At 68.9% G+C, this 22,378-nt stretch carries 24 protein-coding genes; 17 read left to right on the top strand and 7 right to left on the bottom strand.

Annotation, left to right across the window (positions count from 1 at the left end; translation table 11 throughout):
* From ACWELJ_RS03080 to mptB, 4 genes are all read right to left on the bottom strand, one after another.
* Complete coding sequence (locus tag ACWELJ_RS03080) at positions 1-978, bottom strand: COX15/CtaA family protein (protein ID WP_452364512.1); 978 nt, start codon at positions 976-978, stop codon at positions 1-3.
* A 97-nt stretch (positions 979-1,075) separates the two neighbouring features.
* The gene (locus tag ACWELJ_RS03075; protein ID WP_452364511.1) at positions 1,076-1,858 is read right to left on the bottom strand and encodes an ABC transporter permease; all 783 of its coding nucleotides are present in this window, start codon (positions 1,856-1,858) and stop codon (positions 1,076-1,078) included.
* Entirely contained in the window at positions 1,855-2,787 is a 933-nt protein-coding gene (locus tag ACWELJ_RS03070) for an ABC transporter ATP-binding protein (protein WP_357083002.1), read from the bottom strand. The genes ACWELJ_RS03075 and ACWELJ_RS03070 overlap by 4 nt, the downstream gene beginning before the upstream one ends.
* On the bottom strand, positions 2,784-4,466 hold the full coding sequence (mptB, locus tag ACWELJ_RS03065; protein ID WP_452364510.1) for a polyprenol phosphomannose-dependent alpha 1,6 mannosyltransferase MptB: 1,683 nt from the start codon (positions 4,464-4,466) through the stop codon (positions 2,784-2,786). Before mptB ends, ACWELJ_RS03070 begins: the two co-directional genes overlap by 4 nt.
* A 165-nt stretch (positions 4,467-4,631) precedes the next feature.
* Here mptB and ACWELJ_RS03060 point away from each other — a divergent pair, with 165 nt between their 5' ends.
* The 5 genes from ACWELJ_RS03060 to ACWELJ_RS03040 all read left to right on the top strand — a co-directional run bounded on the left by ACWELJ_RS03060 (position 4,632) and on the right by ACWELJ_RS03040 (position 8,517).
* On the top strand, positions 4,632-6,785 hold the full coding sequence (locus ACWELJ_RS03060) for an MMPL family transporter (RefSeq protein ID WP_452364509.1): 2,154 nt from the start codon (positions 4,632-4,634) through the stop codon (positions 6,783-6,785).
* Positions 6,786-6,903: 118 nt separating this feature from the next.
* On the top strand, positions 6,904-7,173 hold the full coding sequence (locus ACWELJ_RS03055; RefSeq protein ID WP_213556139.1) for a metal-sensitive transcriptional regulator: 270 nt from the start codon (positions 6,904-6,906) through the stop codon (positions 7,171-7,173).
* Positions 7,174-7,197: 24 nt separating this feature from the next.
* A complete protein-coding gene (locus tag ACWELJ_RS03050) occupies positions 7,198-7,434 on the top strand; it encodes a YgaP family membrane protein (RefSeq protein WP_452364508.1) in 237 nt (78 codons plus the stop codon).
* A complete protein-coding gene (locus tag ACWELJ_RS03045; protein ID WP_452364507.1) occupies positions 7,434-7,829 on the top strand; it encodes a DUF302 domain-containing protein in 396 nt (131 codons plus the stop codon). Before ACWELJ_RS03050 ends, ACWELJ_RS03045 begins: the two co-directional genes overlap by 1 nt.
* Before the next feature lie 94 nt (positions 7,830-7,923).
* On the top strand, positions 7,924-8,517 hold the full coding sequence (locus tag ACWELJ_RS03040) for a TetR/AcrR family transcriptional regulator (RefSeq protein WP_452364506.1): 594 nt from the start codon (positions 7,924-7,926) through the stop codon (positions 8,515-8,517).
* Between the two features lie 5 nt (positions 8,518-8,522).
* On the opposite strand, the gene ACWELJ_RS03035 is transcribed toward ACWELJ_RS03040, so the two are convergent.
* The gene (locus ACWELJ_RS03035; RefSeq protein ID WP_452364505.1) at positions 8,523-9,419 is read right to left on the bottom strand and encodes a sigma-70 family RNA polymerase sigma factor; all 897 of its coding nucleotides are present in this window, start codon (positions 9,417-9,419) and stop codon (positions 8,523-8,525) included.
* A 29-nt stretch (positions 9,420-9,448) separates the two neighbouring features.
* Between ACWELJ_RS03035 and ACWELJ_RS03030 the strand changes: the two genes are divergently transcribed.
* Both ACWELJ_RS03030 and ACWELJ_RS03025 read left to right on the top strand, forming a co-directional pair.
* Positions 9,449-9,886 (top strand): DoxX family protein, encoded by a 438-nt coding sequence (locus tag ACWELJ_RS03030; RefSeq protein WP_452364504.1) that lies wholly within the window; start codon positions 9,449-9,451, stop codon positions 9,884-9,886.
* Between the two features lie 73 nt (positions 9,887-9,959).
* Positions 9,960-11,702 carry a pyruvate dehydrogenase gene (locus ACWELJ_RS03025; RefSeq protein ID WP_452364503.1) on the top strand — a complete coding sequence of 581 codons (1,743 nt, stop codon included), beginning with the start codon at positions 9,960-9,962 and terminating at the stop codon, positions 11,700-11,702.
* Between the two features lie 13 nt (positions 11,703-11,715).
* On the opposite strand, the gene ACWELJ_RS03020 is transcribed toward ACWELJ_RS03025, so the two are convergent.
* Together ACWELJ_RS03020 and ACWELJ_RS03015 are read right to left on the bottom strand one after the other, a co-directional pair.
* The gene (locus ACWELJ_RS03020) at positions 11,716-12,729 is read right to left on the bottom strand and encodes an LLM class flavin-dependent oxidoreductase (RefSeq protein WP_452364502.1); all 1,014 of its coding nucleotides are present in this window, start codon (positions 12,727-12,729) and stop codon (positions 11,716-11,718) included.
* A 163-nt stretch (positions 12,730-12,892) separates the two neighbouring features.
* Positions 12,893-13,717 (bottom strand): NAD(P)H-binding protein, encoded by an 825-nt coding sequence (locus ACWELJ_RS03015; protein WP_452364501.1) that lies wholly within the window; start codon positions 13,715-13,717, stop codon positions 12,893-12,895.
* Positions 13,718-13,866: 149 nt separating this feature from the next.
* Between ACWELJ_RS03015 and ACWELJ_RS03010 the strand changes: the two genes are divergently transcribed.
* The 10 genes from ACWELJ_RS03010 (at position 13,867) to ACWELJ_RS02965 (ending at position 22,375) form a co-directional block, all read left to right on the top strand.
* The gene (locus ACWELJ_RS03010) at positions 13,867-14,709 is read left to right on the top strand and encodes a helix-turn-helix transcriptional regulator (RefSeq protein WP_452364500.1); all 843 of its coding nucleotides are present in this window, start codon (positions 13,867-13,869) and stop codon (positions 14,707-14,709) included.
* Positions 14,706-16,166 (top strand): Fe-S cluster assembly protein SufB, encoded by a 1,461-nt coding sequence (sufB, locus tag ACWELJ_RS03005; protein WP_452364499.1) that lies wholly within the window; start codon positions 14,706-14,708, stop codon positions 16,164-16,166. The genes ACWELJ_RS03010 and sufB overlap by 4 nt, the downstream gene beginning before the upstream one ends.
* Positions 16,166-17,344 carry a Fe-S cluster assembly protein SufD gene (sufD, locus tag ACWELJ_RS03000; protein WP_452364498.1) on the top strand — a complete coding sequence of 393 codons (1,179 nt, stop codon included), beginning with the start codon at positions 16,166-16,168 and terminating at the stop codon, positions 17,342-17,344. Before sufB ends, sufD begins: the two co-directional genes overlap by 1 nt.
* 55 nt (positions 17,345-17,399) lie before the next feature.
* Positions 17,400-18,173, top strand: coding sequence for a Fe-S cluster assembly ATPase SufC (gene sufC / locus ACWELJ_RS02995; RefSeq protein WP_452364497.1), 774 nt, complete (start codon positions 17,400-17,402; stop codon positions 18,171-18,173).
* Positions 18,174-18,175: 2 nt separating this feature from the next.
* A complete protein-coding gene (locus ACWELJ_RS02990; RefSeq protein ID WP_452364496.1) occupies positions 18,176-19,429 on the top strand; it encodes a cysteine desulfurase in 1,254 nt (417 codons plus the stop codon).
* Positions 19,430-19,432: 3 nt separating this feature from the next.
* Positions 19,433-19,906 (top strand): Fe-S cluster assembly sulfur transfer protein SufU, encoded by a 474-nt coding sequence (sufU, locus tag ACWELJ_RS02985; RefSeq protein WP_452364495.1) that lies wholly within the window; start codon positions 19,433-19,435, stop codon positions 19,904-19,906.
* A 3-nt stretch (positions 19,907-19,909) separates the two neighbouring features.
* Positions 19,910-20,266: a metal-sulfur cluster assembly factor gene (locus ACWELJ_RS02980; RefSeq protein WP_452364494.1), complete on the top strand. Its 357-nt coding sequence runs from the start codon at positions 19,910-19,912 to the stop codon at positions 20,264-20,266.
* A 197-nt stretch (positions 20,267-20,463) separates the two neighbouring features.
* Positions 20,464-21,126 carry a transcriptional repressor LexA gene (lexA, locus tag ACWELJ_RS02975; RefSeq protein ID WP_452364493.1) on the top strand — a complete coding sequence of 221 codons (663 nt, stop codon included), beginning with the start codon at positions 20,464-20,466 and terminating at the stop codon, positions 21,124-21,126.
* A 52-nt stretch (positions 21,127-21,178) separates the two neighbouring features.
* Positions 21,179-21,637: a DUF4189 domain-containing protein gene (locus ACWELJ_RS02970; protein ID WP_452364492.1), complete on the top strand. Its 459-nt coding sequence runs from the start codon at positions 21,179-21,181 to the stop codon at positions 21,635-21,637.
* Positions 21,638-21,748: 111 nt separating this feature from the next.
* Positions 21,749-22,375 (top strand): hypothetical protein, encoded by a 627-nt coding sequence (locus tag ACWELJ_RS02965; RefSeq protein WP_452364491.1) that lies wholly within the window; start codon positions 21,749-21,751, stop codon positions 22,373-22,375.
* Positions 22,376-22,378: the final 3 nt, after the last annotated feature.

Here is a 22,378-nt window from a genome sequence, read left to right as displayed (position 1 = left end):
CTACGCCGCGGTCTGGCCCGCCGGCGCCGGCGCCGAGGTGGGCAGCGGTTCCCGGGTCCGCAATGCGGCCCACAGGGCGGCGGTCGCCGCGGTGCAGGCGGCCGCGCCGCCGACGTGGAAGGCGACCAGCGCCGCGGGCACGTGGGTGAAGTACTGCACGATGCCGACCAGCGCCTGCGCGCACACCAGCGCGATCACCAGGATCAGCCGGTTGCGAATGGTCCGGTTCATGCCTACCGCGGCGAGACCGCAGGCCAGGCCGACCAGCAGCGCGAGGTAGGCGACGAGGAGTTCGCCGTGCAGGTGCACCAGGGTGACGATCTCGACCTGCAACCGTTCGACCGGCTTCTCGACGCTCTTGTCGCCCGCGTGCGGGCCCGCGCCGGTGACCAGGGTGCCCGCGATGAGCGTCGCGGTGAGCGCGACACCGCTGAGCCCGGTGAGCAGCCGCAGCGGCCGCGGCACCTGCACGGTGTCGATGCCGTCGTCGGGTTCGCCGACCTTGGCCCACAGCAGCGTCGCCAGCCACACCATCAGCATGGAGGCCAGCAGGTGCACCGCGACCGTCCACCACAGCAGCCCGGTGCGCACGGTGATGCCGCCGATCACGGCCTGCAGCACGGTGCCGCCGGGCATCAGCCACGCGAAGATCAGTACCTCGCGCCGCCGCCGCGCCCGGGTGACCGCGAGCACGATCGCGGCCGCGGCCAGCGTCACCACGAAAGTCAGCAGCCGATTGCTGAATTCGACGACCTGATGCACCACCGGCACCTCGGCCACCGCGGTCGGCACGAAGCTGCCGGGGAAGCACTGCGGCCAGGTGGGGCAGCCCAGGCCCGAAGCGGTGACGCGGACGACCGCGCCGGTCACCGAGATTCCGGCCTGGGACAGGATGACCAGGAAGGCGATCAGCCGCTGCACCCGCAAGGAGGGCATCGGGAACAGGTCGGCAAGTCGCTGGAAGGCGCGAGACAGCACGCACCGATGGTAGCGGGGGCGTATTTCGCCCCGTCACCCGCCCTACTACAACGTGTCGTTAAACACCCGGTCGCGGACCGGGTTTCGCGGCCGGGGGTCAGTCGAACTTGAAGAACCGGGTGGCCAGCCACCCCGCCAGCCCACCCCAGCCCGCGAGCACCGCCAGCCCGTACCAGTCGACGCTGGTGCGCATCGCCCGATCCAGGCACTCCGACAGCGCGCCCGACGGAATGATCCGCGCGATCACGCTGACGGCGTGCGGCAGGTCGTCGGACATGAACACCAGGCTCGCGGTCCCGAGCATCACGAACCACAGGATGTTGGCCAGCGCCAGCACCACCTCGGCCTTGAGCGTCCCGCCCAGCAGCAGCCCCAGCGCCGCGAAGGTCGCGGTCCCGATCCCGATCACCACCGCGCCCAGCAGCAGCCCGGCCGGCGACGGCCGCCAGCCGAGCGCGAGCCCGATGCCGCCCAGCAGAATCGACTGCAACACCACCACGATCAGCACCGCCGAGCACTTGCCCGCGACGATGCCCCACCGCGGCAGGGGAGTCGCCCCGAGCCGCTTCAACGCTCCGTATCGCCGGTCGAACCCGACCGCGATGGCCTGCCCGGTGAACGCGGTCGACATGATCGCCACCATCATCACCGCGGGCACGACCCGATCCACCCGATGCTCGCCCAGCCCGCTGACCGGCAGCAGCGTCAACCCGATCAGCAGCGTGATCGGAATGAACATGGTGAGCAGCAGCTGTTCCCCGTTGCGCAGCAACAGGATCAGCTCCATGCGCGTCTGCGCCGCCAGCATCTTCGCGCGCGTGGTCGGCTGCGGCGCGGGGGAGAAGGTGCCCGCCGCGAATCGGTTCTCGGTCTCGGTCACCCGCGCAGCTCCCGCCCGGTCAGTTCGAGGAACACGTCTTCCAGCCGGCGCTGGTCGATGCGAATGTCGGTGGGCAGCACGTCGATTCGCGCGCACCACGCGGTCATGGTGGCCAGCACCTGCGGGGTGATGTCGCCTTGCAGCAGGTAGGAGCCGGGCGCGGTCTCGCGCGGGGTGAACCCTTCCGGCAGCGCGGCTTCCAGCAGCGACAGATCGAGTTTCGGGGGCGCGGTGAACGCCAACCGGCCTTCGGCGCCGTGCGAGGTGACCTCGGCGGGCGTGCCCTGGGCGACGACCCGCCCGTGGTCGATGATGACCAGCTGGTCGGCGAGCTGTTCGGCCTCGTCCATCATGTGCGTGGTGAGCAGCACGCTGACCCCGTCGCGGCGCAGCGCGTCGATGAGCTCCCACACCAGATGCCGCGCCTGCGCGTCCAATCCGGCGGTCGGCTCGTCGAGGAACACGATCTCGGGCCGCCCGACCAGCGCGCACGCCAGCGCGAGCCGCTGCTGCTGCCCGCCCGACAGTCGCCGATACGGTGTCCGCCGAGCGTCTTTGAGCCCGAGGGTGTCCAGCAACCAGGCCGGATCGAGCGGATTCGCGGAGTAGGACGCGACGAGATCGAGCATCTCCCCGGCCTTGGATCCCGGATACGCGCCGCCGCCCTGCAGCATCACCCCGATGCGCGGTCGCAGCTGATCGGAGTCGGCGATCGGGTCGAGCCCCAGCACCCGCACGCGCCCGGCGTCGGGCGACACGAACCCCTCGCACATCTCGGTGGTGGTCGTCTTGCCGGCCCCGTTGGGTCCGAGCAGGGCCAGCACCTGCGCGCGTTCGATGTCGAAGCTGATGCCGTCGACCGCGGTGGTCTCGCCGTAGCGTTTCACGACGCCGTCGACGCGTACGGCGGGTCCGGAAGCTGCGGTCACGATGAGACACCGTAGGGCGTGGGCTGCTGTGACCGAGCCGACACCCCCGGCTGATTGCGCCACGGCAGCACATTTCGGGTGAGGAAGATCAGGGAGCCGCCGACGATCAGGGTGGCGATGGCCGATTCGACGATCTGGAAGACGTAGAAGTCGGCGCCGCGCGGCATCACCATCACCGAGACGATCACCGACAACACGACCGCCGGGACCCGGAAGGCGGGGCGGTTCGCCCACGCGGCGAGAGGGACGATCGCCCACAACAGGTACCAGGGTTGCACGACCGGGAAGAGCAGCACGATCGCGCCGAGCGAAACACCCAGTGCGCCGATCGGATTCAGGCGTCCGGTCCAGGCGGCGATGAGCATGCGCAAGGTCACGAAACCCGCGACGGATTCGGCGATGGGCCGGGTGATGTCGAGCAGCGCGGTGGTGTGGTCGCCCAGACCGAGCAGGACGCCGCCGAATCCGGTGATGATCCCGATGGCCGTCGGCAGCGAGAGGTAGCTGCGCACCGCGGTCGCCGTGCCGACGGTATTGACCCAGCCGAACCCGAGACCGCTGGCGAAACTCACGAACAGCGTGGTCGCCAAGGCGACCGCGCCGAGCACCGCACCGGCCAGCAGCACCTGTTTGAGCCCGCGCCCCCAGCGCCGCGCCAAGGCCATGCCCACGAATCCGAGGCACACCAGCGAGGTGATCTTCACCGCCGAGGACAAGGTGATCACCACCGTGCCGAACACCAGCAGCGCCCAGGCCCGCCGATCGAATTCCGGTGTGTCGTCGATGGCCCGCAGGCAGAACTCCAGGCCCGCCAGCATCAGCCCGAGCATGAGCGCGTCATTGTGCACCCCGCCGACCAGGTGGAACAGCACCAGCGGATTGGCCGCGCCCAGCCACAGCGCGCTCACCGGCGCGACCCCGCAGCGGCGCGAGAGCCGCGGCAGCGCCCACACGATCAAGGCGACGCCCGCCAGCGCGAGCGCCCGGTGCAGCCACACGCCGAGCACGATGTTGTCGCCGGTGATCTGCGCGATCCCGCGGCCCATCCAGAGGAACAGCGGACCGTAGGGCGCGGCGGTGGAGCGCCAGATATTGGGCACGTTGTTGGTCAGCACATTGTCGAGCCCGAGCCCGTCGACCGGCCCGACGGAATAGGGGTCCAGGCCGCGGTTCGCGATCTCGCTCTGCGCCAGATACGAATACACGTCATTGCTGAACATGGGCGGCGCGACGCTGAGCGGAATGATCCACAGCAGCAGCGTCCGATCCATCTGTGAGCGGCTGAGCCGGTGCCGCGGATCCCCGCCCCACCCGCCGACCGCGAAGCGCCCCAGCAGCAGCCACGCCATGATCACCAGGACGGTGCCGATCATGCACATGGCCAGCGTCGAGGTGCCGGCGCGGGCGAAGAAGCCGAGCACCCGCAGCCCGGAGGTCGGGTTCTGATGCACCGGCTGCGCGCCGACGCCGAGCGCCGAGATCGCCATGATGACCGCGCCGGTCGCCCCGAGCAGCCGGATTCGCATCAGCTGCAGGGTTTCTCGCCGGTCCAGGCCGGGCACGTCGTGGTCGACGCTGTGCAGCACGGCGACGGTGTGGTCGGCGGCAGGGACGTCCAGGCCCAGGGCCCGGCGTCCGATATCGATGACTCTGCGCCCCGCGCCTTCCGCTACCGCCACAGGACCGAAGCCTAGTCCGGAGCCGCGGGTCGGACGCCGATCGCATGGCCGTAGCGGGGGGTCGAGGGTGTGCCCGATGGTTGCCGTCGGTCACACCCGCTTGCTTCATATACCCCAGGGGGTATAGTCGTGACATACCCCAGGGGGTATGGAAGGAAGTCTCAGATGCGAAGTACGACAGTCGGCGTCGCCGACGCTTCTCCGAGCACGGCCGCCCCCGGCGGTTTCCTGGGCCGCCTCGGCGCGGTCATGGCCGACCGCGCCCGCTGGGTGTTCGGCTTCTGGCTGATCCTGTCGGTGGCCCTCGGCGCGGCCGCGCCCTCGGTGTTCGACTCCCTCGCGGGGGCGGGCTGGCAGGCCGACGGCTCGGAATCCGTGCAGGTCCGCGATCTCGCGCAGGAACACTTCGGCGGCAACTCGGCCGCCGCGGTGCAGGTGGTGATCCACTCCGACACCGCGACCATGGACAGCCGGGACGCGCAGCGCCTGGTCACCGACATCACCGCGGTCCTGCGGGCGGACAGCCGTTTCGGCGCGATCGTGGCGCCCGTCCCCGGTCAATCGGTGAGCCGCGACGGCCACACCGGCATCCTGCTGGCGGGCGCGAACGCGAGCACCGACGACATGGTCACCGCGGTCACCGACCTCGGCCCGAAGCTGACAGCGCTCTCCGCCGACGGCTTCGACATCTACCCGACCGGCGCCTCGGCGCTGTGGAGCGACTTCAACAAGGCCAACCACGACGCCATGATGAAGGCCGAGATGTTCTCCTGGCCGGTCACTCTGGCGATCATGGTGCTGGCCTTCGGCTCCCTGGTGGCCGCCGGACTGCCGCTGCTGCTGACCCTCACCGGCCTGATCGCCTCCGCGGGCGGCCTGGTGCTGCTCAATCAGATCACGCCGATCTCGGTGTGGGCCATGAACTTCGCCATGATGTTCGCCCTCGCCCTGGGCATCGACTACGCGTTGTTCCTGGTCTCGCGCTTCCGCGACGCCATCCGCGGCGACACCCCGCCCCGCACCGCGGTCGCGGTCACCATGGCGACCGCGGGCAAGGCGGTCCTGCTCTCCGGCCTGACCGTGCTGGTCAGCCTGTCGGCGGTGCTGGTGGTGCCCGCGCCCGCCGTGCGGACCATGGCGGTCGGCATCATGTTCGCGGTCTCGTTCGTCCTGCTGGCGACGCTGACCCTGTTGCCCGCCGTGCTCGGCGCGCTGGGCAAGCGGGTGAACGCGGGCTCGCTGCCGTATGTGGCGCGCCAGCAGCATCGTTCGCCCGTTTTCGCGAAATGGGGGGAGCTGCTGCACCGCCACCCGTGGCCGTTCGCCATCGGTTCGCTACTGGTGCTGATCGCGCTCGCGATTCCGGTGACGAGCCTGAAGGTGGCCATGCCCTCGATTCAGGTGGTGCCCGCGGAGTCGTCCGTGCGCCAGGGCTACGAACTGGTGCAGCGCGAATTCGGGCTGGGCGCACCGGGCATGCTGCAGATCGTGGCCCCGGCCTCCGACGCCGGCGATGTCACGCGAATCGCGGCCTCGGACAGCCGGATCGGCATGGTCTCCCCGCCGCAGCCCGCGGGCGACGGCAGTGGACTGGTCATGATCCAGGCGACTCCGACCGTGGATCCCTCCGATCCGGTCATGGGCGACATCGTCGACTCTCTGCGCTCGGCCCTGCCGGCTGACGCACTGGTCGGCGGCGCGGTCGCCGAGAACCTGGACCTGCAGCAGGCGCTGAACGACTACCTGCCCCTGGTCGTCGGCATCATCCTGGTGCTGGGCTTCCTGCTCCTGCTGGTCGCCCTGCGCGCCCCGCTCATCGCGCTGCTCGGCGCGGGCGTCAGCCTGCTGTCCACCGCGGCCGCGTTCGGCGTGGCCAAGCTGGTCTTCCAGGACGGCCACGGCGCGAGCCTGCTCGGTTTCACCCCGCAGGGCTTCCTGGACGGCTGGGGTCCGGTGTTCTTCTTCGCCATGATCTTCGCGATCGCCATGGATTACACCGTGTTCCTGCTGGCCACGGCGAAGGAGCATTACGAGCGCTCGGGTGATCCGGCGGTGGCCCATATCGACGGCATCGCGCATTCGGGCCGGGTGATCGCGGCCGCGGCGGCGGTCATGGTGGCGGTGTTCTTCACCTTCGCCCTGGCCGATCCGCTGCCGCCGAAGGAGATGGGCATCATCCTCGGCGTGGCCGTGCTGCTGGACGCCGTGCTGATCCGCTTGATCCTGCTGCCGGTGCTGTTGCGTCTGACGGGGCATGCCGCCTGGTGGTCGCCGCGCTGGTTGCGCAAGGTGCTGCCGGATATCAGCTTCGCGCACTGAGATATCGGCGTCGCGCACCGAACGGTGGGGGCCGTGGGAAAACGGTGAGCCTGCTCTCACGGCCCTCACATACCCCCAGGGGTATGATGGAGTCATCGAACTCAGGGAAGGAACCCTCATGATCGGCGACGAAGACAGCATCGCACTGGTCCTCAACCGCCTGCGCCGCGCACACGGCCAGCTCGCGGGCGTGATCTCGATGATCGAGCAGGGCCGCGACTGCAAGGACGTGGTCACCCAGCTCGCCGCGGTGTCGCGGGCGCTGGACCGCGCCGGCTTCAAGATCGTCGCCACCGGTCTGCGCGACTGCCTGACCGGCGAACAGGCCGAGGGTTCGGAGCCGATGACGGTCGAGGAACTGGAAAAACTCTTCCTGGCGCTCGCCTGACGCCGGGATCGAAAGGAAGTCATGATGACCGCGACCCGCCGCTGGACCATCGACCGCATCGTGCCGGTCGTGGCCGGAACCATGGTGCTGCTCAGCATCGCGCTGGTGCTCGCGTTCTCGCCCTGGTGGCTGCTGCTGACCACGTTCGTGGCGGCCAACCTGCTGCTCTATGGGTTCGCGGGCTGGTGCCCGATGACCCTGCTGCTGCGCCGCCTGGGCGTGCCACGGACCGGCACTCCCGCAACGGAAAGGACCGCCTGATGACCCTCGCCCTGTCGACCACCCTCTACACCGATTTCGCCACCGCGGTGGAGCGCACCCGGAAGGCCCTGTCCGAGCAGGGTTTCGGCATCCTCACCGAGATCGACGTCACCGCCACCATGAAGCAGAAGCTCGACGCCGATCTGGAGGACTACCTCATTCTCGGCGCCTGCAACCCGCCGCTGGCCCACGCCGCGCTCGGTGTCGACCGCCAGATCGGGCTGCTGCTGCCGTGCAATGTGGTTGTGCGCGAAGATCGTTCACGCGCGGGCGCGGTGCTGGTGGAGGCGATGGATCCGCAGCTCATGGTGCAGGTCGCGGGTGATCCGGGGCTGCGGGAGGTGGCCGACACCGCCGCCGCCAAGCTGGGCGCGGCCATCGCCGCCCTGAGCTGATCGGACCCGGATCCGGGCAGTTCACGCCCGGTTGATCCGCTGCCCGAACACGATTCGCCCTGCCGCTGTCGGACCCCGCTCATACCCTGGATGAATGGTGTCGGATTCGAAACGGCGAATCGAGGCGGCCGCGGCCGGGTTGCTGGCCCGGCACGGCTACCACGGATTCGGGCTGAAAAAGCTGAGCGAGGCGGCGGGGCTGCCGTATGGGTCGATCTACCACCACTTTCCGGGCGGCAAGGAGGAGATCGCGGTCGCGGCCATCACCGGCACGGGGGTGCTGTTCGGCCGCATGATCCGGCAGGCGCCCGGCGATGTGTTCGGCACCGTGGCAACGCTGTTCGATTTCATGGCCGGCAAGCTGGACGAGACCGATTGGACCACCGGCTGTCCGGTCGGCACGCCCGCCCTCGACGGTGGCAGCGATGTCGAATCGGTGCGTACCGCGTGCGTTTCGGCCTTCGAGGCCATCGGGCGCGGATTCTCCGAACTGCTGATCGAGCTGGGTCTGGAGCCGGGGGAGGCGCGGGGGCTGGCCACCACGGTGGTCGCGGCCTACGAGGGCGCGACCATCCTGGCCCGGGTGCGTCGCACCGATGAACCGCTGCACACGGTGTCGGAGTCCATGGCCCGGTTGCTGCGTCTGAGTCTCGCCGAAGCCGTTGCCGTCGAGGCGCATTCGCCCTGAGGCGATCACGCGGCGAAATCGGGCACCGTGAGCCGCAGGCGAGCCAGCACCTCCGGCTCGGCGATCACGTCGATGGCGGTGATCCGCTCACCGTCGACGGCGAAGACCATGACCTCCGGCGATTGACCGTGCTGTACCACCAGCGCGCCCGGGCGCCCGTCGATCCGGATGACCGCCGAGAACTCCTCGCGCCGTGCGAAACCGGCCGCCAGCCGGGCCACCACGCGCGTGCCCTGCGCGGTGACCGGCACGGATCCGGGCGCGGCCACCCGATCGGCGGACACCACCACGTCCGGATCCAGCACGGTCAGCGCCGCCTCGATGTCCCCGGCCCGGACCGCGGCCAGGAAGGCCCGCACGATCCGGTGCTCCCGCAGCGCCTCGGGCCGTAGACCGTCGCCGTCGTCGAGCACCCGGTGCCGGGCCCGACTGGCCAGCAGTCGGGCCGCGTTCGGCGTTCGGTCCAGGATCTCGCCGATCTCGTAGAACGGCACCGCGAACATGTCGTGCAGAACGAAAGCGACCCGTTCGGCGGGCGGCAGCCGCCGCAGCAGCACCAGCACCGCCCGTTCCAGTTCGTCGGTGAGAATCGCCCGGTCCTCCGGGGTTTCCAGGATGGCGGCCTCGGGAAACGGCTCCGGCGCGCCGGGCCCGAGCGGGAACCGGTCGTCGACTCGCCGCGCCCGCAGCGCATCCAGGCAGATCCGGGAGAGCGCGGTGGTGAGCCAGCCGTCCAGATTGCGGATGGTGCCGATATCGGTGCGGCTCAACCGCATCCACGTGTCCTGCACCGCGTCCTCGGCCTCACCGGACGCGCCGAGCATCCGGAAGGCCTGCGCGGTCAGCCGGGGCCTCCGCCGCTCGAATCGGGCTGCGGGGGATCCGGAGTCGCTGACCGACATATTTCGTGCTCGCCGAACGTCGCGGTGACATGACTACACACACCATCGTCACACGAATCGTTCCCGACCGCGTCATCGTCTACTGGACCTCGACCGTGCTGGTCGCCGCCGAACTGGCGGTGGGCGGCTGGTGGGATGTCGCCCGGACCGCGAATGTCCGCGAGGTCGTGGCGGCCCTGGGCTATCCGACCTACTTCCTGGTCATCCTGGGCGTCTGGAAGCTGCTCGGCGCGGCGGCGCTGCTGGCCCCGCGGCTGCCGCTGGTGAAGGAGTGGGCCTATGCCGGGGCCTTCTTCGTCTACACCGGAGCCATCGCCTCGCACCTGACCACCGGGGAGAAGCTGATCGAGGTGCCGATCCTGCTGGTGATGGCCACGCTGACGGCCGTCTCCTGGGCGACTCGTCCTTCCGATCGCCGGTTCGCCTCCCGTGAGCCCGCGGAAACCGACGATTCGGCAACCATCTAGCTACTCGACTGGCCGAATTCGGTTACAGTGACCTTCGATCATGCTCGGTCCCGGCACGGCGAACGGAGCGATGATGGGCCGGAACTCGGTTGCCAGTCAGTTGGTGGACGCCCTCGCCGCCGCCGGGGTCCAACGGGTCTACGGCCTGGTCGGCGACAGTCTGAATCCCTTCGTCGACGCGCTGCGCCGCACCGCGGGCATCGACTGGGTGCACTGCCACAACGAGGAGAGCGCCGCTTTCGCCGCGGGCGCGGAATCGGTCCTCACCGGTCGCCTCGCCGTCTGCGCGGCCAGCTGCGGACCCGGCAACACCCACCTCATCCAGGGCCTCTACGACGCGCACCGCAATGGCGCCGCGGTGCTGGCGATCGCCTCGCACATCCCCAGTCACGAGATCGGCACCGGCTTCTTCCAGGAGACCCACCCCGAACGACTCTTCGTGGAGTGCAGCCACTTCTGCGAGATGGTGAGCACTCCCGCGCAGCTGCCGCGCCTGGCCACCATCGCCATGCAGACCGCCCTCGGCCGCCGCGGCGTCTCGGTGCTGGTCGTACCGGGCGATGTGCTCAGCGCCGACGCCGAGAACCGGGGCCGCCCTTCGGATCTGGTGTCCGCCGCGGCCACCGTGGTCCCGCCCGCCGAGCAGGTCGACCGGCTCGCCGAGGCCGTCAATGACGCCGACACCGTCGCGCTGTTCGCGGGCGCGGGTGTCCGCGGCGCGCACGCGCGGGTCATGGCCCTGGCCGAGCGCCTGCACGCCCCGATCGGCCACGCCCTCGGCGGCAAGGAGTGGATCCAGTTCGACAACCCCTACGACGTCGGCATGAGCGGCCTGCTCGGTTACGGGGCGGCGTACGAGGCCACCCACGAAGCGGATCTGCTGATCCTGCTCGGCACCGATTTCCCCTACGACACCTTCCTGCCGCAGGATGGTCGCGTCGCCCAGATCGACCGCGATCCGGCCCGCATCGGCCGCCGCGCGATCGTCGACGTCGCCGTGCACGGGGATGTGGCCGCGACCATCGACGCGGTGCTGCCGCTGCTGCACCAGAAACCGAGCCGCGCCTTCCTCGACGACATGCTGCGCCGCCACGCCTCCGCCCTCGAGCACGTGGTGGACGCCTACACCCACGACATCGACCACCACACGCCCATCCATCCGGAGTACGTCGCGTCGCTGATCGACGAAATCGCCGACGGCGACGCGGTTTTCACCGTCGACACCGGGATGTGCAATGTCTGGGCCGCCCGCTACCTGACCCCCAACGGCCGCCGGCGCATCATCGGCTCCTGGCGGCACGGCACCATGGCCAACGCGCTGCCGCACGCGATCGGCGCGCAGACGGCTTTCCCCGGGCGGCAGGTGATCTCGCTGTCGGGTGACGGCGGGCTGGCCATGCTGATGGGGGAGTTGCTGACCGTCTGGCGGCATCGGCTGCCGGTGAAGATCGTGGTGTTCAACAATTCCACGCTCGGCATGGTCAAACTCGAGATGCTCGTCGACGGCCTGCCCGACTACGGCACCGATCAGGAGCCGGTGAACTACGCCGATATCGCGGCGGCCGTGGGCATGCCGTCGATCCGGGTCACCGATCCCGCCCAGGTGCGCGCCGCGCTGACCAAGGCGTTCGCCGAACCCGGGCCGATGCTGGTCGACGTCGTCACCGACCCGAACGCGCTGTCGCTGCCGCCGAGAATCGATGCCGCCCAGGTGAAGGGCTTCGCCCTGGCCGCCGGGAAGATCGTGCTGGCGGGCGGCGTCGGCCGGATGATCGACATGGCCCGCTCCAACCTCCGCAATATCCCGCGCCCCTGAGCCTGGCCCCGGATCAGGTTCGGGGCGAGAGGGATTCGCGCGCGGCCACCGCCGCCCCGGTGAGCTCCACCGACCGCACCCGATCCTCGATGCCCTGCGCGTGGTGCGCCAGGATCAGTTCGTCGGCCTGGATCCCGGCCGCGAAATCGTCGAGGTAATCGACCACGTCGTCGGGCGTGCCCACCGCGGTGTAGGTGGTCATCGCCGCCAGGTGACGGCCATTGGGTGAGGCCAGGAACGCGTCGATCTCCTCATCGGAGAAGTCCATTCCCGCCGCGCCGCGCTTGATGAAGGCCCGCGTGCGCGCTCGATACGAGATCGTCTTCTGCTCCTCGGCCGCGTCCCGATCCGCGGCGGCGAACACGTTCACGCCCGCCATCACATACGGCTCGGCCAACTGCTCCGACGGCCGGAACCGCTCTCGATACTCACTGACCGCCTGATGCAACGCGTCCGGCGCGAAGTGCGAGGCGAACGCGTACGGCAGCCCCAGATGCGCGGCCAGCTGCGCCCCGAACAACGACGACCCCAGAATGTAGAGCGGCACAACGCCTTCCGCCCGCGGCACCGCCTGCACCCCGGGAATCCGGCTGTTGCCGCTGAGGAACCCCTGCAATTCGAGCACGTCCTGCGGGAAGGTGTCCGCGGAGGACGGATTGCGCCGCAGCGCCCGCATGGTCTCCTGATCGCTGCCCGGCGCCCGGCCCAGCCCCAGGTCGATCCGGCCCGGATACAGCGATTCGAGCGTCCCGAACTGCTCGGCGATCACCAGCGGCGAGTGGTTCGGCAGCATCACCCCGCCGGCACCGAGCCGGATGCTGTCGGTGTGCGCGGCCACGTACCCGATGAGCACGCTGGTCGCACTCGACGCGATCGACTTCATATTGTGGTGCTCCGCGTACCAGACCCGCCGATATCCGCTGCTCTCCGCGGCCCGCGCCAGCGCCACGCTGTGCTGGAAGCTGTCGCGCGCGGTCTGCCCGGGCGCGACCGTCGCCAGGTCGAGGATGGATACGGCGAAGGGCATGCTGGCACCGGCTTTCGTGGATCGGGTGTTCGGCGAAGGGCGGGCGGGGTCCGACCGCCTCTCAGTACTAATTCGATCAGCGTCGAACTTATGCCCGCCCGCCGAATTTTCTCCGGCCACGCACCCCGTTTTCTCCCCGGCCCGCCCGCGAGTGACCGGTCGGCTACCGGAATGCCGACGCGTGCTCGACGGCCCAGTCCCGGATATCCCGCGCTGGCCGCCCGGTGAGGTCGGCGACCACGTCGGTGACCAGGTCGGAGGGCGGCCGGAATTCGGCCATGGACAACAGCACCTCGATCAGATGCGCGGGCAGTCCGGCCGCGGTCATCGACTCGCGCGCTTCGTCCAGGGGCTGCGCCTCGAATCGCAGCGCCCGTCCCAGCGCCGCCCCGATGGCCTCGACGTGCTCGGTCCGGTCGACCACCCGCGGCCCGGTCACGAGGTATTTCCGCCCGGCATGGCCGGATTCGGTGAGCAGCCGCGCCGCCACCGCGGCGACATCGCCTTCGTGCACGACCGCGCTCGGCGCGACCTCGAACCCGCGCACCACCGCACCCGCGCGAATCTGTCCCGCCCAGCTCAGCGCATTGGAGGCGAGGGTGTCAGCGCGCAGCACCGTCCACTCCGAGGCATGGGCCTCGACCACCGCCTCCATCTCCGCGTGCACCAGGGGAATCAGATCCGATTGCGGCCCTTGGTCGTTCACGGTGGTCGAGGACAGATACACCAGCCGCCCACCTGACGCGCCCAACGCCCGCACCGCGCTCTCGGCCGGCTCGGTCCCGTGGAACGGCCAGATGAGCAATACGGAATCGACCCCGTCCGCGGCCGCCATCAGCGAGCTCGGCTCGGCCAGATCACCGCGCACCACCTCCACCCCCGCGGGAAGCCCGGCGGCTGCCGGATCCCGGACCAGGGCCCGGGTCCGCACCCCCGCGGCCGTCAGTTCCGCGACCGCCCGGCGGCCGACATTTCCCGTCCCACCCACTACGAGCACACTGTTCACACCGTCCAGAACCCCGCGTGACCGGCCCTGATTTCCGAATTGCCGGGATGTATATGGTGTGCCAGCTCACACCTGACGCCATATTCCCAGGTCGCGGATTTCCGGTCAGGGGACCCTTACTGGATCGAGGAATGGAATTCCGTCACACTTGTGTTGTGAAAACCGTGGGTTTGCGGAATGCGGAACAAACCGGGCACCAGCACGACGGTGCCCGGTCTGTTGTCGTGTCCGGGCCGGCGGGTGAGGGACACACACGCGAAGCCGTCGTCAAGCTGCTGTTGGAAGAGGGCCCGATCACCGCGACCGCCATCGGCCAGCGGCTGGGTCTGAGCCCGGCAGGCGTGCGGCGGCATCTGGACGCGCTCATCGAGTCGGGTGAGGCGCAGGCGACCAGGTCGGCGCCGTGGCAGCAGAAGGGCCGCGGGCGTCCCGCCAAGCAGTACCAGCTGACGGCCACCGGCCGGGGCCGCCTGCAGCACGCCTACGATGACCTCGCCGGAGCGGCCATGCGGCAGTTGCGGGAGATCGGCGGCGATCAGGCCATCGCCGATTTCGCGCGCAAGCGGGTGGCGGCCATCGTGGCCGGGGTCGGCGATCTCGCCGTCCACGCCCCGGCCGAGACCGAGGCCAAGGCGGAGGAGATCGCGGAAGCGTTCACCGACGCCGGGTTCGCGGCCTCGACCCGGAAGGTCGGCGCGGGCGTGCAGATCTGCCAGCACCACTGCCCGGTCTCGCACGTCGCCGAGGAGTTCCCGGAGTTGTGCGCGGCCGAGCTGGAGGCCTTCCGCGCGATTCTCGGCACGCATGTGCAGCGCCTGGCGACCATCGCCAACGGTGACTGCGCGTGCACCACGCACGTTCCCCTCATTGCTTCGCCCGCTATGCCCGATACCGCCCCCGACAGTTCCGCCCAGACCCCCGTTGTGCAGCCCGCAACGACTTCTACACATGACTCCGGAAGGAGTGCCGAATGACGACGACCGCCGCGGCGAGCCGCGAATCTGCTGCTGCCCAGGTTCCGCCTCTGTCCCAGGAAGAGACCATCGCGTCCCTGGGTACCTACGAGTACGGCTGGGCCGACAAGGATGTCGCCGGTGCCGCTGCCAAGCGCGGACTGTCCGAGGACGTCGTTCGCGACATCTCGGCCAAGAAGAGCGAGCCCGAGTGGATGCTCGACTTCCGCCTCAAGGCACTGCGCATCTTCGACAAGAAGCCCATGCCGCACTGGGGTTCCAACCTCGAGGGCATCGACTTCGACAACATCAAGTACTTCGTGCGCTCGAGCGAGAAGCAGGCCGCGTCCTGGGAAGAGCTGCCCGAGGACATCAAGAACACCTACGACAAGCTGGGCATCCCGGAGGCCGAGAAGCAGCGTCTCGTCGCCGGTGTCGCCGCCCAGTACGAGTCCGAGGTCGTCTACCACTCCATCCGGGAGGACCTGGAGAAGCAGGGCGTCATCTTCCTCGACACCGACACCGGTCTCAAGGAACACCCCGAGCTGTTCCAGAAGTACTTCGGCTCGGTCATCCCCTCGGGTGACAACAAGTTCTCCGCGCTGAACTCCGCGGTGTGGTCGGGTGGCTCGTTCATCTACGTGCCGCCGGGCGTGCACGTGGACATCCCGCTGCAGGCGTACTTCCGCATCAACACCGAGAACATGGGTCAGTTCGAGCGGACGCTGATCATCGTCGACGAGGACGCCTACGTCCACTACGTCGAGGGGTGCACCGCGCCCATCTACTCCTCGGACTCGCTGCACTCGGCGGTCGTGGAGATCATCGTGAAGAAGGGCGGCCGCTGCCGCTACACCACGATCCAGAACTGGTCGAACAACGTCTACAACCTGGTGACCAAGCGCGCCAAGGCCGAGGCGGGCGCGACCATGGAGTGGGTCGACGGCAATATCGGCTCCAAGGTCACCATGAAGTACCCGGCCGTGTGGATGACCGGTGAGCACGCCAAGGGCGAGGTGCTCTCCATCGCGTTCGCCGGTGAGGGCCAGCACCAGGACACCGGTGCGAAGATGCTGCACCTGGCGCCGAACACCTCCTCGAACATCATCTCCAAGTCGGTGGCGCGCGGCGGTGGCCGTGCTTCGTACCGCGGCCTGGTGCAGGTGAACAAGGGCGCGTACGGCTCGAAGTCGACCGTGAAGTGTGACGCGCTGCTGGTGGACAACATCTCCCGCTCCGACACCTACCCCTACGTCGACATCCGCGAGGACGACGTGACCATGGGCCACGAGGCGACCGTCTCGAAGGTGTCCGAGGACCAGCTGTTCTACCTGATGTCGCGCGGTCTGACCGAGGACGAGGCGATGGCCATGGTGGTGCGCGGCTTCGTGGAGCCCATCGCCAAGGAGCTCCCGATGGAGTACGCCCTGGAACTGAACCGCCTGATCGAACTGCAGATGGAAGGAGCCGTCGGCTGATGGCCGTCGACAACGTTGCCGAGGCCGCTGAGGCTCGTACCCCTGCCCTGAACAAGGGTGAGGTTTTCGCGTCGTTCGACGTGAACGCCTTCGAAATCCCGTCGGGTCGTGACGAGGCGTGGCGTTTCACCCCGATGCGCCGACTCAACGGCCTGCACGACGGCACCGCCGTTCGTGACGGTCAGGCCACCGTCGAGGTGACCGCCCCCGCCGGCGTCACCGCCGAGACCGTGGACCGCGCCGACGCCCGCCTGGGCCAGGGCGGCACCCCCACCGATCGTGTTGCCGCGCAGGCGTACTCCGGTTTCGAGCAGGCGACCGTCGTGTCGGTCGGCGCGGAAACCGAAGTGGCCGAACCGGTCACCGTGACCATCACCGGTCCGGGCGCGGGCAAGGTGGCCTTCGGCCACACCCAGATCCGCCTGGGCAACTTCGCGCGCGCCACGGTCGTGATCGACCAGCGCGGCAGCGGAACCTACGCGGAGAACGTGGAATTCATCCTCGGCGACAGCGCCGCGCTGAACGTGATCGTGGTGCAGGACTGGGCCGATGACACCGTGCACGTCACCGCGCACCACGCCCTGCTGGGTCGCGACGCGGTGCTGCGCCACACCAATGTCACCCTCGGTGGCGATCTGGTGCGCCTGACCGGCACCGTCCGCTACGCGGGCCCGGGCGGCGACGCCGAACTGCTGGGCGTGTACTTCGCCGATGACGGTCAGTTCTTCGAGCAGCGCCTGCTCGTGGATCACTCGCAGCCCAACTGCAAGTCGAACGTGCAGTACAAGGGTGCGCTGCAGGGTGATCCGACCTCGGACAAGCCGGACGCGCACACCGTGTGGGTCGGCGATGTGCTGATCCGGGCGGCCGCCGAGGGCACCGACACCTACGAGCTGAACCGCAACCTGGTGCTCACCGACGGTGCGCGCGCCGATTCGGTGCCGAACCTGGAGATCGAGACCGGTGAGATCGTCGGGGCCGGACACGCCTCGGCCACCGGCCGTTTCGACGACGAGCAGCTGTTCTACCTGCGGTCGCGCGGTATCCCGGAGGACGTCGCCCGCCGTCTGGTGGTGCGCGGCTTCTTCTTCGAGGTGCTGCAGAAGATCTCCGTCCCCGAGGTCCGGGAGCGGCTCGAGGCGGCCATCGAGGCCGAGCTCGCCGCTGTCGGAGCTTAATGGCGCCGTCGGCGCCTGACACCAACTTCCCATCCCCGCAAAGGAATCCGATTCGATGACCACCCTGGAAATCAAGGACCTGCACGTCGAGGTCGCCAGCCCGGACGAGAACGCCGAGCCCATCAAGATCCTGAAGGGCGTGAACCTGACCATCAAGTCGGGCGAGACCCACGCCATCATGGGCCCCAACGGCTCCGGCAAGTCGACCCTGTCCTACGCCATCGCCGGGCACCCCAAGTACACCGTCACCCAGGGCACCATCACCCTGGATGGTGAGAACGTGCTGGAGATGTCGGTCGACGAGCGCGCTCGTGCCGGCCTGTTCCTGGCCATGCAGTACCCCGTCGAGGTGCCGGGCGTCTCGGTCTCGAACTTCCTGCGCACCGCCGCCACCGCCATTCGCGGCGAGGCCCCCAAGCTGCGCACCTGGGTCAAGGAAGTCAAGGAGGGCATGGCCGAGCTGGAGATCGATCCGGCCTTCGGCGAGCGCTCGGTGAACGAGGGCTTCTCCGGTGGTGAGAAGAAGCGTCAGGAGATCCTGCAGCTGAGCCTGCTCAAGCCGAAGATCGCGGTGCTCGACGAGACCGACTCCGGCCTGGACGTGGACGCGCTGCGGATTGTTTCCGAGGGTGTGAACCGTTACAAGGAGCGGGAGACCGGCGGCATCCTGCTGATCACCCACTACACGCGCATCCTGCGCTACATCCAGCCCGACTTCGTGCACGTGTTCGTCGGCGGCCGCATCGTGGCCGAGGGCGGCCCCGAGCTGGCCGAGGAACTCGACGCCAACGGCTACGTGCGCTTCACCTCAGCTGCTGTAGGAGCCTGAACATGACAAGCACCGTGGGGACTCTCGACGTCGCCAGGATCCGGGCCGACTTCCCGATCCTGAGCCGGACCGTGCGCGACGGGAAACCGTTGGCGTACTTGGATTCCGGCGCGACGTCGCAACGTCCGCTGCAGGTGCTCGACGCCGAGCGGGAATTCCTGCTCGAGCACAACGCGGCCGTGCATCGCAGCGCGCACCAGCTCGCCGAGGAGGCCAACGAGGCCTACGAGGCGGCGCGCGCGGCGATCGCGGCGTTCGTCGGCGCCGGCGCGGACGAGATCGTGTACACCAAGAACGCGACCGAGTCGCTGAACGTGGTGGCCTACGCCTTCTCCGACGACCGCTTCCCGTACCACGTGGGTCCCGGTGACGAGATCGTCATCACCGAGCTCGAGCATCACGCGAATCTGGTTCCGTGGCAGGAGCTCGCGCGCCGCACGGGGGCGACGCTGAAGTGGTACGGCATCACCGAGGACGGCCGCATCGACCTGGATTCGCTGGAATTGTCGCCCGCCACCAAGGTGGTCGCGTTCACCCACCAGTCGAATGTGACCGGCGCGGTCGCCGATGTTGCCGAATTGGTGCGCCGGGCAAAGGAAGTCGGCGCCATCGTGGTGCTGGACGCCTGCCAGTCGGTGCCGCACATGGGTGTGGACTTCAAGGAGCTGGGCGTCGACTTCGCCGCCTTCTCCGGCCACAAGATGCTCGGTCCCTCGGGCGTCGGCATCCTGTACGGGCGGCGTGAGCTGCTCGAGGACACCCCGCCGTTCATCACCGGCGGTTCCATGATCGAGACCGTGTTCATGGATCACTCGACCTTCGCCCCGCCGCCGCAGCGGTTCGAGGCGGGCTCGCAGATGATCTCCCAGGTCGTCGGATTGGGCGCTGCCGTCCAGTATCTGGGCAATGTGGGCATGGACGCTGTGGCGGCGCACGAGCATTCGCTCGTCGGCGCGGCACTCGAGGGCCTCGGCGCGATCGACGGCGTGCGCATCATCGGTCCGACCGTGAACGAGAACCGCGGTGGCGCCGTGTCGTTCGTGGTCGACGGTGTCCACGCCCACGATGTCGGCCAGATCCTCGACGACCAGGGTGTCGCCATCCGTGTCGGTCACCACTGCGCGTGGCCGCTGCACCGGCGTTTCGGCGTCGCCGCCACCGCCCGCGCCTCCTTCGCGCTGTACAACACGATCGACGAGGTCGATCAGCTGGTGGCCGCGGTGCGGAAGGCCCAGAGCTTCTTCGGAGTTGCATAGACCATGCGCATGGAGCAGATGTACCAGGAAGTGATCCTGGACCACTACAAGCACCCGCACCACCGGGGGCTGCGCGAGCCCTTCGGCGCCGAGGTGCACCACGTCAACCCGACCTGTGGTGACGAGGTGACCCTGCGCGTGCACATCGACGACAACGGTGACGTCAAGGACGTGTCCTACGACGGCCAGGGTTGCTCGATCAGCCAGGCGTCCACCTCGGTGCTCACCGACCAGGTCATCGGCCTGCCGGTGCAGCAGGCGCTGAAGGTGGTCGAGTCGTTCGACGAGATGATCACCAGCCGCGGCACCCTCGAGGGCGACGAGGACATGATCGGCGACGGCATCGCCTTCGCCGGCGTCTCGAAGTACCCGGCCCGCGTGAAGTGCGCGCTGCTGGGCTGGATGGCGTTCAAGGACGCCGTGGTGCGGATCGCCTCGGCCGAGGAAGCCAAGAAGACCATGGGCAACGGGGAGTAAGAGATGAGCGAAACCGAGCAGCAGGCCAAGGAACTCACCCCCGAGGAGCTCCAGCACCTCGACGACATGGAGGAGGCGATGCGCGACGTCGTCGACCCCGAACTCGGTATCAATGTCGTCGACCTGGGCCTCGTGTACGGCATGACCTTCGAGGACGGCATCGCCAAACTCGACATGACCCTCACCTCCCCGGCCTGCCCCCTCACCGACGTCATCGAGGACCAGTCCCGCAATGCCCTGGTCCGCTCCGGCCTCGCCGAGGACCTGCAGATCAACTGGGTCTGGATGCCCCCGTGGGGCCCCGACAAGATCACCGACGACGGCCGCGAACAGCTGCGCGCCCTCGGCTTCACGGTGTAGCGGCAATACACACAGACGATGCGGATCGATCCCCGGTGGATCGGTCCGCATCGTCGTTTCAGCGCCCCAGCGCCTCGTTCAGGAGGGCGCGGCGACGGCCGGGGACACGGTGCTCGGGCCTTCCCGAATGTAGCGCGCTGGCGTGTTACGGCCGGTCGTGCCGGGGGTTGAGCCGCGGCTCGCCGTAGGATTCTTCGGTGACCTATGACGACTTCGACGGATTCGAGCATCTCGACACCTCCACGTTGCCCGAACGCCAGCAGCGCATTCTGTGCAGCATTCGGGATTGGGTGCAGCGGCACGGGTATTCGCCCAGCACCCGGGAGATCGGGGACTCGGTCGGCCTGAAGTCCGCTTCGTCCGTGTCGAGGCATCTGCGGGAGCTGGAGGAGCGCGGGTTCCTCAAGCGCAGTGAGTCGGTGACGCGTCCCATGGACGTGCGGCTGTTCCTGCGGGCGTCCGCGCCCGCGCGGCAGCGGGACGAGAACTCGGTTCCGGTGCCGGTCGTCGGTGATATCGCGGCCGGTACCCCGATCCTGGCGGAGGAGCACACCGACGATGTGCTCTCGCTGCCGCGGGAGCTGGTGGGCCGCGGCACCGTGTTCGGTCTGCGGGTGCGCGGTGATTCCATGGTCGACGCCGCCATCTGCGACGGAGACATCGTCGTGGTGCGCAAACAGCAGGAGGCGCACACCGGCGAGATCGTGGCCGCCATGATCGACGGCGAGGCCACGGTCAAGGTGTACAAGCGCGCGAACGGGCATGTCTACCTGGAGCCGCGCAATCCCGCGTACCCGGTGATCGATGGTGACAATGCCCAGGTACTGGGTAAGGTCGTCTCGGTCATGCGCCGGGTCTGAGCGTCTGGCATGATGACCGCCGTTATCACCTTCCATCCCCGGGGAGTATCGAATGTCGTTGCTGCGCAAGGCCGGTGTCGGCCTCGCCGTTACGTCGATGGCCGCGATGGGCACCGTGGCCGCCGGATCCGCCTCCGCGGCGGAGAACGGCGAGCCGGTCTTCATCGCGACCTCCGGTGACCTGTACGGCGCGCTGGCGCTGTCCAAGAGCACCGGGAACGTCGCGTATGCCGTGAACTACGGCAACTGGGACGCCGCGGACTCCTCCGCGGTCAGCCAGTGTGGTGGCGGCGACTGTGCCGTCGTCGTGCACTTCGCCAACGCCTGTGGTGCGGTCGCCCAGGGCGCCGACACCCGCTTCGGCTGGGCGTGGGCGCCGTCCAAGGTGGAGGCCGAGTCGGCCGCCATCAATGTGCTCGGCAAGAGTGCGCCGGGTTTCCCGGACACCGGCTCGTCCTCGCCGCGTCAGGCCAAGGTCATTCTCTCGGCCTGCACCGACAACGCGAGCTGACGGTCGGCGAAACGTCCATGCGCCACACCGGATTCGTCCGGTGTGGCGCTGTTTTGTTTGCGGGAGTCCATTTTCCAGCAACACGCCGGGCTCGGCGGCGATGATTTCCCCGTGGACGACATCACCTACGAGGACACCCGGTTCGCGTTGCACGCCGCGGCCGAACTGCTGATCGCCGGTCCGCAGTACCGCCGGTTCGGCAGCATCCGCATGCGCATCGTGCTGGGCGGCTTCGCCGGCATGAAGTGGCCGGTGTCGGTGACGGGCACCGATCTGGTGTGGCCGCAGGGCCGGATCCGCCTGCACGGCACCTACAGTGACCTCGCCGCGACCGCCGGATTCGAAGCCGACGGCCCGCCCGACGGGCTCTACTCCGACGGCACCCGGATGGATCCGGACGAGCCGTTCAAGGTCGACTCCGAGGCCGCCACCGCCGTGCACGACTGGTTCGCGGTGGGGGACACCGCATTACGCCGTTTCGCCGCCGAACAGCAGCCGGTGCTGTGGCCCGAGCATTTCGACCTGTCGGTGGCCGTCGACGAGGTGAATTACGGTGTCTCCCCGGGGGACTGGGACAACCCGGTGCCCTACGCCTATGTCGGCCCGTGGACCCGCCGCCGCGGCGAGTTCTGGAACGCGCCGTTCGGCGCCATCCGGCCCCGCACCGAAGTGGCGACGGTGCAGAGCCTCATGGAGTTCTTCCACGAGGGCAGAGCCCATGCGGCACAGGATAATTGACCG

This window comes from Nocardia sp. NPDC004582, assembly GCF_053602115.1.
Note: the sequence above shows the minus strand (reverse complement) of the source record. Positions and strands in the feature narration are given on the sequence as shown.

What these genes read in the sequence shown, in the direction of transcription:
- ACWELJ_RS02980 (WP_452364494.1), top strand. Translation starts at nt 19,910, where the DNA reads ATGAGCGAAACCGAGCAGCAGGCCAAGGAACTCACCCCCGAGGAGCTC.
- ACWELJ_RS03040 (WP_452364506.1), top strand. Translation starts at nt 7,924, where the DNA reads ATGGTGTCGGATTCGAAACGGCGAATCGAGGCGGCCGCGGCCGGGTTG.
- sufB (WP_452364499.1), top strand. Translation starts at nt 14,706, where the DNA reads ATGACGACGACCGCCGCGGCGAGCCGCGAATCTGCTGCTGCCCAGGTT.
- ACWELJ_RS03050 (WP_452364508.1), top strand. Translation starts at nt 7,198, where the DNA reads ATGACCGCGACCCGCCGCTGGACCATCGACCGCATCGTGCCGGTCGTG.
- ACWELJ_RS03010 (WP_452364500.1), top strand. Translation starts at nt 13,867, where the DNA reads ATGGAATTCCGTCACACTTGTGTTGTGAAAACCGTGGGTTTGCGGAAT.
- ACWELJ_RS03030 (WP_452364504.1), top strand. Translation starts at nt 9,449, where the DNA reads ATGACTACACACACCATCGTCACACGAATCGTTCCCGACCGCGTCATC.
- ACWELJ_RS03045 (WP_452364507.1), top strand. Translation starts at nt 7,434, where the DNA reads ATGACCCTCGCCCTGTCGACCACCCTCTACACCGATTTCGCCACCGCG.
- ACWELJ_RS02970 (WP_452364492.1), top strand. Translation starts at nt 21,179, where the DNA reads ATGTCGTTGCTGCGCAAGGCCGGTGTCGGCCTCGCCGTTACGTCGATG.
- ACWELJ_RS03035 (WP_452364505.1), bottom strand. Translation starts at nt 9,419, where the DNA reads ATGTCGGTCAGCGACTCCGGATCCCCCGCAGCCCGATTCGAGCGGCGG.
- ACWELJ_RS03020 (WP_452364502.1), bottom strand. Translation starts at nt 12,729, where the DNA reads ATGCCCTTCGCCGTATCCATCCTCGACCTGGCGACGGTCGCGCCCGGG.
- ACWELJ_RS03055 (WP_213556139.1), top strand. Translation starts at nt 6,904, where the DNA reads ATGATCGGCGACGAAGACAGCATCGCACTGGTCCTCAACCGCCTGCGC.
- ACWELJ_RS03060 (WP_452364509.1), top strand. Translation starts at nt 4,632, where the DNA reads ATGCGAAGTACGACAGTCGGCGTCGCCGACGCTTCTCCGAGCACGGCC.
- sufU (WP_452364495.1), top strand. Translation starts at nt 19,433, where the DNA reads ATGCGCATGGAGCAGATGTACCAGGAAGTGATCCTGGACCACTACAAG.
- sufD (WP_452364498.1), top strand. Translation starts at nt 16,166, where the DNA reads ATGGCCGTCGACAACGTTGCCGAGGCCGCTGAGGCTCGTACCCCTGCC.
- sufC (WP_452364497.1), top strand. Translation starts at nt 17,400, where the DNA reads ATGACCACCCTGGAAATCAAGGACCTGCACGTCGAGGTCGCCAGCCCG.
- ACWELJ_RS02990 (WP_452364496.1), top strand. Translation starts at nt 18,176, where the DNA reads ATGACAAGCACCGTGGGGACTCTCGACGTCGCCAGGATCCGGGCCGAC.
- ACWELJ_RS03025 (WP_452364503.1), top strand. Translation starts at nt 9,960, where the DNA reads ATGGGCCGGAACTCGGTTGCCAGTCAGTTGGTGGACGCCCTCGCCGCC.